Below are 13,365 nucleotides of genomic sequence, written 5' to 3'. Positions count from 1 at the left end.
TGATTTGGGGGTTTATTTATTATTAACGTAAAGACAATTTAATTAATAATTATATATATTTATATATAATTAAATAAATATATTTTGTGATCTTAAAACCCTTCTGGAAATGCCCTTGCCGCAAATTTAAATGAATCAACACCGCCATGATCAGTATATGCAGAGATGGTATATTTTCCACTTGATACCCAATCTGACCAACTAGTACTAAAGTAAAGAGTTTTTTGTGCCCCTGGACTTATACTTTCTTGATAAAGCGTATGGCCTGCTGAATTTATAAGTTTATAGCGTAAAGTACTTGGCCCTGTGTTTTGAATCCAAAATGTAAGGTCATCGTCAGATTTATTCCAAAAATAACCGGACCCAGAGCCATGATCAAAGGAGACTGTTTGACTCCCTAGTAATATTGATGATGAATACATGATGATTGAATCATCGCCATTTCCTAGCTGAATTTCTGTTACTTCAGGAGTTTTATTCATGTGCGTTTCTGGTACTGATGCTGCAGCTGTCCCTGTTCCAATTAAAGATAAAGCGATTGCTGGTAATACTAGTAACTTTTTCATTTCACAAATTCTCCTTTTAAAGTAAATTAATACACTTTATGATTTTATTTTCAACAAATGTATTTGTAATTCCATATTATTAGAATTAGATTTTAAGGCAAATATATAAATATTTATTTTGCTACTAATAAATAATACTTTTCATTTTCAAGATTCCTTAAAACCTCGTAAATAAAGTCAAACTTTAATCATTGGAGGTTTTACTGTCCGTTACAAAGGAGACAGATTAAAAAAGCATCGATGTTCGATGCTTTTTCTTTTATAACATGATGTTTCTTATGCCATACTGTAAGGAGAAGATAGAATAGGGGTGAAAGAATGGTTGTAAATGAAAAGGTAGAATTAGCTACATTTGCTGGAGGGTGCTTCTGGTGTATGGTTTCGCCATTTGAAGAGATGGAAGGAATTATAAAGGTTATTTCTGGCTATACAGGTGGTCATAAAGAGAATCCAACATATAAAGAAGTATGTTCAGAAACGACGGGACATTATGAGGCAGTACAAATTACATTTGATGCAAATAAAATGCCGTATGAGGAGTTATTAAATATATATTGGAGACAAATTGATCCGACTGATGTAGGCGGGCAATTCCATGACCGTGGACAGTCTTACGAAACAGTGATTTTTTATCATAATGAAGAACAACATAAAAAAGCAGAGGCTTCAAAAGAAGAGCTTGCAAGGAGTGGGCGCTTTTCAAAGCCGATTGCGACAAAAATATTGCCAGCTGCTACGTTTTATCCCGCAGAGGAATATCACCAAGGATATCATAAGAAAAATGAATTCCGCTACGAGTTATACCGTAAGGGCTCAGGGCGAGATGCGTTTATTAAGCAACATTGGCCAAAGGATAATGCTCATTTAAAGGAAAAACTCAGTGAGATGCAATTTTATGTAACACAGGAAAATGGTACAGAACCACCATTTCGAAATGAGTATTGGAATCATAAAGAAGAAGGTCTTTATGTAGATATCGTTTCAGGTGAACCTTTGTTTACTTCTCTAGATAAATTTGATAGTGGATGTGGATGGCCTAGTTTTACGAAGCCAGTTATGTCAGCTAGTGTGAAGGAAAAAATGGATGTGAGTCATAATATGACGCGTACAGAAGTGAGAAGTAAGGAAGGAGATTCACATCTCGGCCACGTATTTCCAGATGGTCCAGGACCAAATGGACTTCGCTATTGTATAAATTCAGCAGCTCTTCGATTTATTCCAACAGAGGAATTAGAAAAAGAAGGCTATGGTGATTTCCTAATCTTGTTTGGAAATAAAAAATAACCTCGCAGTTAGCGAGGTTATTTTTTTGTTACTTTACTTTTTTCTTTTTAAACTTGCTTAATACTTCATAAACGATTGGAACAATAAGAAGTGTTAATAATGTTGAACTTGTTAATCCACCAATTACTGTTACACCAAGTCCTTTAGAAATTAAGCCGCTACCTTCAAATCCTAATGCGAGCGGGATAAGAGCACCGATTGTTGCAATTGCAGTCATTAAAATCGGGCGAAGGCGTGTTGCACCAGCTTCTAATAAAGCTTCACGTGTTGATAGACCTTCATTTTCTTTATGAATAACGCGGTCGATAAGCACGATTGCGTTTGTTACAACGATACCGATTAACATAAGGGCACCGATCATTGCAGAGACACTTAACGTTTCACCAGAGATTAATAAGGCAACAAGGGCTCCAATGATTGTAAATGGTAGCGAGAATAAAATTGCGAATGGTGCAAGAGCACCGCCAAATGTCACGACAAGAACGAAGTATACAATAGCAATCGCAGCTAACATCGCTAAGCCAAGTTGCTTGAATGATTCTTCAATATCTTTTGTAACGCCTCCCATAGAAACATCTACGCCAGAAGGAAGATCCATTTTATCTACTTCTTTTTGAACCGCGGCGGATGCTTTTGAAACGTCATCAGATGTTAGTTTTGCACTTACTTCCGCATAAACACGGCCATCGCGGTGTTTCACTGTATTCGAAGTTTCTCCTTCTTTTACAGTCATCACATCTTTTACAGCCACTTCACTACCAAGCGGCGTTGTAATTTTACGATTTGTTAAGTCATCGATTGTTTCATAATTTTGTTTTTCAGCTTCTACATATACATTGATATCTTTACCGTCTTTTTTAATTGTTGTCAGAACAGGGCGATCATGTTGATTAGAAAGTCCCATTCCAATTTGTGCAGCCGTTAGACCCATTTTACTTAGCTTTTCTTGATCTGCGACTAAAGTGTATTCTGCGTATGTTTTTGCAATACTAGAGTCTATATCTTTTAAGTCTTTGTTTTTCTTCATTATGTTTTGAATATCTTTTACGACAGGCTTAATGTCTTCTGAGCTATCTCCGTAAACGTATAACTTGATTTCGTTACTACCGCCACTTGCTCCGAAGTCTTGGTTTTTCCATTCGCCTTTTCCAGACATTTTCTGTAAATCTTTAACGACTTGTTCTTTCTCTTTTTCGAAGTTTTTCGTGTCGTTATCATATTGTACGAAGAACATTGCCTGATTTGATTGACCAGGACTCATTGGGTTTTCGCCACCTAATGAGAATTGAATTGTTTTGACGTCTTTATTATCTTGGAAGTGCTTCTCAGCTTTCGTTGCAATTTTTTCAACGTCTTCTAACGTTTGACCTGGTTCAGGGTTGTACGTTGCAATAATCATTTTTTCTTCTTCAGATGGTAAGAAACTTACACCGATAATTGGAACAAGTGCAAGACTACCAACTAATAGAAGGATAGCGATACTTGATGTAATAATTTTGTGATTTAAAGCCCATGTAAGTATGCGTTTATAAATATTTGCTAATTTACTTGGTTTTTCTTCATGATGTACTTCTTTTTCTCTCATGCTCTCTTTCTTAAATAAAGAGTGAGCTAGCATCGGTACGATTGTAACTGCTACTAGCAACGATGCTAATAAAGCGAAGACGATAGTTAAAGCGAATGGTAAGAACATTTCACCAATCATACCTTTTACTAGTCCAAGCGGTAAAAATACAGCAATTGTTACAATGGTAGAAGACATAATCGGAATAAACATTTCTTTTGTAGCTTCACGAATTAAATCTTTCCCGCGTAGTTTCTCTCCTGATAACGACATACGTCGGTAAATATTTTCGATAACAACAATGGAGTCATCCACAACGCGCCCGATAGCGACTGTCATTGCTCCAAGCGTCATAATGTTAAGTGTAATATCCATTTGCTTTATGACTAATACAGCAATTAATAAAGAAAGTGGTATGGAAACGACAGAGATTAATGTTGTTCGGATATTTCGTAGGAACAGCATAATAATAACAATCGCAAAAATAGCACCAAAAATGGCTTTGCTCAGCATTGTTTCTACTGATTTCTCAATAGGTGCACCTTGGTCGAATGTTGAAATAATCTCTAAGTCTTTATATTTTTTCTCAAGTTCTTTTACTTTATCTTTAACAGCATTTACAACATCAACTGTGTTCGCGTCAGCAGCTTTGACAATTTGAATTCCAATTGCTTCTTTTCCATTTGTTCGAGAAATAGATTCCGCTTTTCCGACTTCTTTAATATCAGCAATTTCGTCTAATGTAACTGTCGGAATCCCGTTGTTCATAGCGGCTGGATTCATTTGCGGCACTTGTGTACCAGCTCCGGCATTTTGACTACCTTGACCGCTTGCTGATGAAGGAACAGCAGGGATTTTTAATTCTTTTAATGCTTTCATTGTTGTAATATTTCCATCTACAACAACTGACTTTTCTGTGTCTTTAAATGTATATAAACCAAGTGGTAAAGATACGTCCGATCCTTTAATTACATTTTTTACAGTATCTTCACTTAAACCTAATTCTTTCATCTTATCTTTTTTGAAGACAAGTTGTACTTCATCTACTTGTTGACCTGAAATTTGAACAGATGCGACCCCATCAAGTCCTTTTAATCCTGGAACAACATTTTTTTCTACATTTTCAGTTAAGGTAGCTAAAGATTCATTTTTACTTGCTACGCTTAATGAAATTACAGGAAAGGCATTGAAGTTCACACGTGAAACTTTCGGGTCCTTTACGCCTTCTGGCAGTTTCACATTTGCGAGAGCTTCTTTTATTTCTGTTTCAGCCTTTTCCATATTTTTATCAAAATCATATTCTACCTGAATGGAAGATGCATTTTGAAAAGATGATGAACTAACAACGTTTACACCACTTAAATTTTGCAGTTGCTCTTCCATCGGTTTTGAAACTTTATCAGCTACTTCTTCTGGTGTAGCACCAGGATAAACCGTGGTTACTGTTACAACAGGTGTTGTAATATCAGGAATTGTTTCCAGCTTCATATTCAGCCCAGAATAAATACCTGCAATGGTAACGATAATGGTTAGTAGCCAAACTGCGAACTTATTTTTTAACGAAAAATTAATAATTTTGTTCATGTTTGCGCTCCCTTTGTATTATATTGACCAACTGGTCAGTCTAATACATAATATAACTGACTGATTGGTCAGCCGTCAATGAAAAGGGATGGTATAATACATTCATAATAAGATGCGAGATTAAATTTAGGAGAGACATGATATGAAAGAAAAAGAGCGCTTAATTATAGAGATGGCTATGAAGTTATTTGCGACTAAGGGTGTAAATGCGACATCAGTGCAGGAAATTGTGACAGCTTGTGGCATATCTAAGGGAGCCTTTTATTTATACTTTAAATCAAAAGAGGAACTTTTATTAGCGACACTTCGATATTACTATGACAAGATTCAAAACAAAATGATGGATATTGAAAAAGAGTCGTTATTGCCACGTGAAAAATTTGCAAAACAATTGCATTGCCAGTTTAATGATATACAAAAGCATAAAGAATTTATTATTATGCATGCAAGGGAAAATGCGATTCCTTTTAATAAAGAAGTAGAAGAATTTATGATGCGGATGAAGTTAGAGTCTCACGCATTTTATCGGAATAGTTTACTGTCTATTTATGGTGATAAGGTTATGCCATATTTATTAGATTTAGTCATTATGGTAGAAGGCATATGCCGTGGATATTTAGAACTAATTATTTTACAAGCACCAGAAATAGACTTATCTTACGTCTCTGCTTTTATTTTGAAAAGAGTGGATCATTTAGTAGATGGATTGGTAGAATCTTCAGAAGAACCTGTATTACATGAAGAAAAGCTTGGAGAATTTCTTTGTAAATCAGAGCTTATTAAGGAACAGGTTAAGGAACATTTTCTAAAAGAAATTATTGTGTTTAAACGTACTTTAGCGGATCAATTAGAAGATGAGGAATTGCTTGTTACATTAGATGTTTTGGAGGCAGAAATGAGGATGCAAAATCCAAGAATTCCGGTTATCCAAGGGATGTTGTTTAATTTAGAGGCATATCCAACTTTAAAAGAATTTCGTTTGAGGCTTATGGGCTATTACAATATAAAAAGGTAACAATGATAGTTTTCATTGTTACCTTTTTATTATTTAGGTCTTTCATCTGAATTCACTAGCTTAGAAGTATCGAAATTCCGTATTTCATTAGAGAAGTTAGTTAATCTTTGTTCGTAATCTCGTTTATTAGTAATCGGTTCAGTTGTAGCTAATTGTTTTACAATCCAATCATTTATATATCTGTAATAATGCGTTTGGTCAGACATATAATTAGAAAGATTATACGTAACTTCTTTTTGATCTTGGAAATCATAGAGTTTTACATTTTTTAGTTGTGCTAATTTAGTGTATACTTCTTTTTTAAATAACATATTTTCCTTTGTATGCTTTGAGTCGTTTTTATCCATAACTACGTGATATGTTACTGGATATGGCGCATAGAAAAATGTAAACTGTACTTCCGGGTTTTGTTTTACAAATTCAATAATATTAGAATCAAAAGATTTAAGCATTTGTTCATGATACCAACCATCGCTGATTGATTGATGAGGTGTTCCGTCAACAACCCTTTTAGCTATATCTACTGAGAAATTTGGCTCGTCATCTCCAAATTTGTATAGCCAGTGGGGATCCTGTGGAGACTTTGTTGGATCTAGTTTTAACTTCATATTCTGCAATGCTATTTTTCGAGAATACGGGCTAATTAAATATTGGATATCATTCAACTTATTTGTATCATACATGTAAGTTGGAAATGGTGAAGCACCTTCTGATACCCATTCAGGTTTTCCAGAGAATGAATATAAATTAAGCTCCCAAATAATATTTTTAACAGTTTTTGAATGCGTAGCTAACTGGGCTGTCATATTTTGTTCCCTAGCTGTTGAACCTGGAAGAGAGCCATTAAAGCTGGTAGTATGAAGTAATTTATTAGCGTCAGGTTCAAGGAAGTTTCTTCCCATAGAAGTTCCTACAAATAAGGTATCATAATCCATATGTTTAATAAGTCCAGGCATTTGATAGCGTTCAGTAGCATAAAAATAATCGTTCTTCTTAAATTTATATACATACAATGGGTCAAGCTTATAAACAATAGAGCAAACTATTCCAGATAAAATGAAAAGGAATATAATAAACCAACATATAAAACGTTTATACATATTTTTCACCTACGGTTATTAGAAATTAAAGTATAAGAATGAACTTACACGATTTAAATACATCAAAGAAAGTATAAACATGCTAGCTAATGCAAGAGCATAAATCGGTTTTGGACGGAAAGATTCTAATTTTTCTATAGAATTTTTTGTAAATAATACAATAGCGATTCCAATTGCTAGGTATAAAATAGTTTGGAAGTTAAAATGATCACCAGTCACTTGGAACGGGAATAAATTACAAATTGAATAAATTAAATTATCCATTATAGACACACCAGTTAATGTTTCTGGACGGAATTGAATAAGTGCTGTTTGGATGTGTAAGTAATTTACGTTGAACATGCGATTTAACATAGTTAATGCATCTTCTACAGAAGTAGCTCTGAAGAACACCCATGTTACATGTACAAATCCCATTGTTAAAATCCAAGCAATAAATTTAGGCATTTTTCCACCTAAGTTTTTAAATAATCGATGTATTACAATAGCTAATCCGTGTAAAACGCCCCAAATGACAAACGTCCATCCAGCGCCATGCCAAATTCCACTTATAAGAAAAATTGTAAATAAATTTAAATAAGTACGAATTTGCCCTTTTCGACTCCCACCCAATGGAATATATACATATTGGGTGAAAAATCGTCCTAATGTCATATGCCAACGTCTCCAAAAATCTTGAATACTTAAAGATTTATAAGGAGAGAAGAAGTTAATTGGTAGTATAATGTTGAATAACAACGCTGCACCTATTGCCATATCACAATATCCACTAAAATCAAAATACAGTTGTAATGTATACGCAAGTGATGAAACCCATGCATCGGTCGTAGATAGTTGATTTACATTGCTAAAGCCAAAATCAGCCCATTGTGCTAGTGAATCAGCAATTACTACTTTTTTAGTAAGACCAATTCCGAATATGTAAAGTCCTTTTGTAATGTTTTCAATATTCGGCCTTCTTTTAGATTCATCTTGAAATTGAGGGAGGACCTTACTATGATGGACAATGGGTCCTGCAATAAGTTGCGGGAAAAACGTTACGAACAAGCAAAAATCAATAAAATTAAACTTTGTTAATTCCCTCTTATAACAATCTACTAAAAAACCTATCTTTTGGAAGGTAATAAAACTAATGCCTAAAGGCAGTAATAACTTTAATAAAGGTACATCAGTTCCAAATAGGGTATTTATATTATCTAAGAAGAAATCAGAGTATTTAAAGTATCCCAGTAATGAGATGTTAAATACTAAACCAACTATTAAAAATACTTTTCGGGTTTTTTGATTGATTTTTTGTATAATTTGTTGGCCTATAAATGCGTTTGTAAATAATGAAACTCCTATTAGCAATAGGTATTTCACCTCAAAATATGCATAAAAGTAAAGGGACATACCTACTAAAAAAAGTTTCGCGAAATTTTTGTTAACTTTTTGCAATAGGAAATATCCAATTACTGCTATAGGCAAGAATAAAAGCATAAATTCAAAAGAATTAAAAAGCATAATATAGCCCCCAGCATTAATAAAATCTTACTCTATAAAAAACGTGACAACAGAGCAAGATGTTGTCACGCAAAGTATAGTATAGCATAAAATATGGATGAAAATCTTATATCTATTAATTTTTATTTTGAGACCATTCTTCTACATTCCAAACTTTTGTAATCCAATCTTCATAGAAGTCTGGTTCGTGACATACAAGGAGGATTGTTCCTTTATATGCTTTCATAGCCTTCTTAAGTTCTGCTTTTGCTGTAACATCAAGATGGTTTGTCGGCTCATCAAATAGTAGCCAGTTACTTTCTTCACCCATTAGTTTACATAAACGAACTTTTGCTTGTTCTCCACCACTTAATTGACTTAACGGGCGAGAAATATGTTCATTTTTTAATCCGCATTTTGCTAACATCGCACGAATTTGATGCTGGTCTAAGCCAGGGAATGTATTCCATACATCATCAATTGGTGTTATATTGTCAGCTTTAACCTCTTGCTCAAAGTATGCAGGCTCTAAGAAGTCCCCAAGGCTTGTTTTACCGCTTAGAGGTTTAATTTTACCTAAGATTGTTTTTAGTAACGTTGATTTACCAACACCATTACATCCAACGATAGCAATTTTTTCACCGCGTTCAATTGTCATTGATAGCTTTGGTAGTAGTGGATGTGTATATCCAATTTCTACATTTTCACCTTCAAAGACGAAGCGACTACTTGCACGACTTTCTTTAAATGAGAATTCAGGTTTAATTGCTGTTTCCGGGCGATCAATAAGTTCCATGCGGTCAAGTTGTTTTTGACGACTCTTTGCACGACCTGTTGTTGAATAACGGGCTTTGTTCTTTGCAATGAAATCTTCTTGCTTTTTGATAAACTCGCGCTGCTTTTCATAAGCGTTTATATGTTGATTTTTATTGATTTCTGCTAGTTCTAGGAATTTTTCATATGTCGCTGTATAGCGTGTCATTTTTGTGAATTCTAGATGGAAAATAACATCAACACATTTGTTCATAAATTCCGTATCATGAGAAATTAATAAGAATGCATGTGGGTATTCTTTTAAATAATTTGTTAACCAATGAATATGTTCAACGTCTAAATAGTTAGTAGGTTCATCAAGTAATAATACTTCTGGTTGTTCAAGTAATAGCTTTGCAAGCAATACTTTTGTACGTTGTCCACCACTTAGTGCTGAAACATCACGATCTAAACCAATTGCATCAATTCCAAGACCACGTGCAGCCTCTTCAATTTTCATATCTAGTAAATAGAAACCACCTGCTTCAAGTGCATCTTGTATTTCTGCCATTTGCTCAAGAAGTTCTTCTAGCTCTTCTGGTGTAGCAGTTCCCATTTTTTCTGTAACTTCATTTAAAGCTTTTTCCTTTTCGAATAACGGTAAAAATGCATCCGCTAGTACGTCACGAATTGTACGTCCAGGCGTTAAAACAGTATGCTGATCTAAGTAGCCGTAATGTGTGCCCGGTGTCCATTCTACACGACCTTGGTCATGAATAAGTTGACCAGTAATGATATTCATAAATGTTGATTTACCAACGCCGTTTGCACCAACTAATCCAACGTGTTCACCTGCTAGTAATCGCATAGATACATCTTTAAATAATGTACGATCGCCAAATGTATGTCCTAATTTTTCAACTGTTAATAAGCTCATAGTATCCTCCGTCCAACTTGAAATAGTACCTTGAATCATGATACTAAATTCTGTGATATAATGCTATTATTTCAAAAAGGTACATTATTCATTTTCCGGATTTTTATAGATGAAATACAGAAAATCGGATGGATTATTATGTTTTTATATGTATATTATTGGGTATTTTTTAATTTAAATGAACAAATGATAATTAAGGTATAAATATGTTGAAGTTAATTAGGTTACTGTATAATTTGTAGAGGTACTATATTTAATAGGGGAACCTGCTATACTAAGTGAAGAGAAATATGAAATATACACTAGAAAAAATAAAAAATTATATTAGTGCTTTACCGGATATCGTTATATATGTGGAAAATAGACATATCTGGTTTAAATGGAAAGGTGAGTCTAAAGTATATATTATATAATATGAAACAATTTTAAATTCTTTTTTATGGAGGTCAACAATGCCAAAAATTACGGTACTAATGCCTGTATATAATGGTGAAAAATATTTAAGAGAGTCTGTTGATAGTATTTTGAACCAAACTTTTACAGATTTTGAATTATTAATTATAAACGATGGATCAACAGATAGTAGTATGGAGATTTTGAATTCCTATAGTGATTCACGAATAAGAATAGTGACAAATGAAGTGAATTTAAGGTTGATTAAGACATTAAATAAGGGAATTGATTTAGCAACAGGGGAATATATTGCTAGGATGGATTGTGATGATATAGCAGATCCAAAACGTTTAGAAATTCAATTGCAGTATATGGAGAAGCATCCTGATGTTGCAGTTTGTGGAACGGGTGTTAAAGTTATAGGTCAGAATCGAAAACCGTGGCAAATTTCAGGTTCTTCGGAATTAATTAGAAATTGTTTATATGTTCGAAGCTGTATGATTCATCCATCTGTGATGATGCGCACGGAATTTTTAAAAGAACACAATATTTATTATGATTTGAATTACTTACATGCTGAAGATTATGAGTTGTTCCAGAGATTAAGTGAGAAGTATAAAGTAATTAACTTAGAGGAGCCACTATTGAATTATCGTTGGTCAGAAACAAGTGTAAGTAGTCTTAATGCTTCCGATCAAGAGGTTATGGCCGCAAAGATTTCTACAGAGGCTTTATCTCGTATTGGAATTGAATTTAATCGCGTACCATTTGCAAGGGGTACATTAACGAAAGAAGAATTATTAGAAGTAAAACGCCAATTAGAAGAACAATATCATAAGGCTAACAAAGAGGATGAAAATATTAAGCAAATATTCCAATTTCTATGGCTTGATATGATTCTTAAAGGAACGAAGCATGGTTTATGGAATATAAAAATGTTATTTTCCCCTAAATTTTGTTCTATTTTATTGATGGATAAAGGTCTCCTGACACGTATAATTGCGAAGAGTTTACTGAAGAAGTAATTGGAATCAACTCAATGTTGAAATATTATAATGAGAACAGTTTTTATAAGTTTAAAAATAAGAAAAGAGACGTGCTATTCAAAAGTGAATGGTACGTCTCTTTTTATTACGTCTTTAAGATTTTTTAAATTTAGATGTTAACTTAGAAAGAGCCATGAATAAGATTTCATCTTTTGTCAGGAATAGCAATAGAGTATATGCAAGTCCATTTGTGACAACTAATGCTAGAAATAAAGGAATTGTTCCTGACACGTATAGTTGAACTACATAAGAAATTGGAAAGAATGTAAGGGAATAGAATAAATATTTAAAGTTGGCCATCGTAAATAGGTGATAGTTTACCTTTAAAGATTTTTTGATATAAAAATATATATACACAACAAGTAATAGCGTTGCAATTGTTGTTGTCAAAGTTGCTGTCGTTGGTGTAAATAAATTGATCTTTAGCAGTATTACTTTAAGTATAATATTTATAACCCCAAATACTAATAGCGCACGTACCAATATATGTTCTTTACGTTTAATGTACATAATTTGATTTCCAAGAATGGATTGGATACCTAATATAACCATGTAAACAGAAAAAATAGCCAATGTAGGTCCAGCAGCAGCATATTGTGCGCCGCCATAGATTACAACAATTAAATTCGAGACAATGATAATTCCTATAGCTGCTGGGAATAAGGTGATGAAATAAAGTTGAGATATTGTATTTAATAATTTATCATATGCTGTTTCATCATCACCTTCGGATAAGTAAGAAAGCCTTGGTAAGGTTACTTGTATAACGCTTAACATGAGTAAGTTAATAATAGACATAATTTGAAAAGCCATTACATAGAAAGAAACATATTTTTCGCCTACGTATTCTCCAAGGAAGAAGCGATCCAAGTGAGTATAAAGTATATGCGCATTTGAGAAGATGGCGATTAATAATAATGGTTTTAAATGTTTTTTGATAGTAATATTTGAAAAATCGAATTTTACAGTGCGTCTTATATATATATAACTAATAATATTATTTAAGAAATTAGAAAGTACTAATAGTCCTGTAAATTGATAAAAATCTTGAGCAGTTTGTACAAAGATAAAAAGCATTACGACATAAATTAATTTTACAATGATGGTCTTTAATGTAATAAAGTCGAAATTTTCGTAGGCTTCATTTAGCCACTCTACATAAAAAATATTTGCAATAAAGTTAAATCCAAATATGAGGAGGATATAAAATAAACCTTTTTCCGCATATCCGAAGTAACTAAATAGTAAATATGCTCCAAATGTTAATAAATTCGTGAAGATACTTAATATAAATAAACTAGTAAATAATTGTTCAGATTTCTTTTTATTATCCTTAATGGCACTAATTTCTCTTAATCCATATTGATGGATGCCAAATACAGCAAAAATGAAGAAGTAAGTAAAAATTGTTTCAGAGAAGTTCACTTTCCCCATCGAAGAGGCACCTAGTGTACGATAAGCATAGGGGCCAACAAGAATTGGAAGTATGACATTGAAAATGTTTAATAAAATTTTGTATATAATATTTTTAGCAATTGATTTTTGCATAATAGAACCCTTCTAAATATATTTTTAATTTTGTAATGCACCAAAATATTTATTCTAAAATTTTAAAAGTAAGAACAAGAACATCTGTATAAG

Annotated in this window: 9 protein-coding genes; 3 read left to right on the top strand and 6 right to left on the bottom strand. The window is 33.1% G+C overall.

Annotation, left to right across the window (positions count from 1 at the left end):
• Nucleotides 1-92 precede the first annotated feature (92 nt).
• Entirely contained in the window at nucleotides 93-566 is a 474-nt protein-coding gene (locus ACTFR9_RS18445) for a hypothetical protein (RefSeq protein WP_000735636.1), read from the bottom strand.
• Nucleotides 567-884: 318 nt separating this feature from the next.
• Here ACTFR9_RS18445 and msrB point away from each other — a divergent pair, with 318 nt between their 5' ends.
• Complete coding sequence (msrB, locus tag ACTFR9_RS18440; RefSeq protein WP_000261258.1) at nucleotides 885-1,850, top strand: peptide-methionine (R)-S-oxide reductase MsrB; 966 nt, start codon at nucleotides 885-887, stop codon at nucleotides 1,848-1,850.
• A gap of 28 nt (nucleotides 1,851-1,878) precedes the next feature.
• Here the strand turns inward: msrB and ACTFR9_RS18435 are convergent, their stop codons facing one another.
• Complete coding sequence (locus ACTFR9_RS18435; protein WP_061535964.1) at nucleotides 1,879-4,998, bottom strand: efflux RND transporter permease subunit; 3,120 nt, start codon at nucleotides 4,996-4,998, stop codon at nucleotides 1,879-1,881.
• Between the two features lie 142 nt (nucleotides 4,999-5,140).
• Between ACTFR9_RS18435 and ACTFR9_RS18430 the strand changes: the two genes are divergently transcribed.
• Entirely contained in the window at nucleotides 5,141-6,013 is an 873-nt protein-coding gene (locus tag ACTFR9_RS18430; RefSeq protein WP_044791879.1) for a TetR/AcrR family transcriptional regulator, read from the top strand.
• A gap of 29 nt (nucleotides 6,014-6,042) precedes the next feature.
• Here ACTFR9_RS18430 and ACTFR9_RS18425 read toward each other — a convergent pair whose 3' ends face one another.
• The 3 genes from ACTFR9_RS18425 to ACTFR9_RS18415 form a co-directional block, all read right to left on the bottom strand.
• A complete protein-coding gene (locus ACTFR9_RS18425; protein WP_000278073.1) occupies nucleotides 6,043-7,113 on the bottom strand; it encodes a hypothetical protein in 1,071 nt (356 codons plus the stop codon).
• A gap of 18 nt (nucleotides 7,114-7,131) precedes the next feature.
• Nucleotides 7,132-8,616: an MBOAT family O-acyltransferase gene (locus tag ACTFR9_RS18420; protein ID WP_000898525.1), complete on the bottom strand. Its 1,485-nt coding sequence runs from the start codon at nucleotides 8,614-8,616 to the stop codon at nucleotides 7,132-7,134.
• A gap of 115 nt (nucleotides 8,617-8,731) precedes the next feature.
• Complete coding sequence (locus ACTFR9_RS18415) at nucleotides 8,732-10,285, bottom strand: ABC-F family ATP-binding cassette domain-containing protein (protein ID WP_000055411.1); 1,554 nt, start codon at nucleotides 10,283-10,285, stop codon at nucleotides 8,732-8,734.
• Nucleotides 10,286-10,737: 452 nt separating this feature from the next.
• On the opposite strand from ACTFR9_RS18415, the gene ACTFR9_RS18410 reads away from it, so the two are divergent.
• Entirely contained in the window at nucleotides 10,738-11,703 is a 966-nt protein-coding gene (locus ACTFR9_RS18410; RefSeq protein WP_001124449.1) for a glycosyltransferase family 2 protein, read from the top strand.
• 114 nt (nucleotides 11,704-11,817) lie between these two features.
• Here the strand turns inward: ACTFR9_RS18410 and ACTFR9_RS18405 are convergent, their stop codons facing one another.
• Nucleotides 11,818-13,272, bottom strand: a complete 1,455-nt coding sequence (locus tag ACTFR9_RS18405) for an oligosaccharide flippase family protein (protein WP_001172390.1) — start codon at nucleotides 13,270-13,272, stop codon at nucleotides 11,818-11,820.
• Nucleotides 13,273-13,365: the final 93 nt, after the last annotated feature.

Origin of the sequence: Bacillus cereus group sp. MYBK222-1, from assembly GCF_051916425.1 — a bacterium.
Taxonomy (GTDB): Bacteria; Bacillota; Bacilli; order Bacillales; family Bacillaceae_G; genus Bacillus_A; species Bacillus_A paranthracis.
Note: the sequence above shows the minus strand (reverse complement) of the source record. Positions and strands in the feature narration are given on the sequence as shown.

What these genes read in the sequence shown, in the direction of transcription:
- ACTFR9_RS18405 (WP_001172390.1), bottom strand. Translation starts at nt 13,272, where the DNA reads ATGCAAAAATCAATTGCTAAAAATATTATATACAAAATTTTATTAAAC.
- ACTFR9_RS18445 (WP_000735636.1), bottom strand. Translation starts at nt 566, where the DNA reads ATGAAAAAGTTACTAGTATTACCAGCAATCGCTTTATCTTTAATTGGA.
- ACTFR9_RS18435 (WP_061535964.1), bottom strand. Translation starts at nt 4,998, where the DNA reads ATGAACAAAATTATTAATTTTTCGTTAAAAAATAAGTTCGCAGTTTGG.
- ACTFR9_RS18425 (WP_000278073.1), bottom strand. Translation starts at nt 7,113, where the DNA reads ATGTATAAACGTTTTATATGTTGGTTTATTATATTCCTTTTCATTTTA.
- ACTFR9_RS18430 (WP_044791879.1), top strand. Translation starts at nt 5,141, where the DNA reads ATGAAAGAAAAAGAGCGCTTAATTATAGAGATGGCTATGAAGTTATTT.
- msrB (WP_000261258.1), top strand. Translation starts at nt 885, where the DNA reads ATGGTTGTAAATGAAAAGGTAGAATTAGCTACATTTGCTGGAGGGTGC.
- ACTFR9_RS18420 (WP_000898525.1), bottom strand. Translation starts at nt 8,616, where the DNA reads ATGCTTTTTAATTCTTTTGAATTTATGCTTTTATTCTTGCCTATAGCA.
- ACTFR9_RS18415 (WP_000055411.1), bottom strand. Translation starts at nt 10,285, where the DNA reads ATGAGCTTATTAACAGTTGAAAAATTAGGACATACATTTGGCGATCGT.
- ACTFR9_RS18410 (WP_001124449.1), top strand. Translation starts at nt 10,738, where the DNA reads ATGCCAAAAATTACGGTACTAATGCCTGTATATAATGGTGAAAAATAT.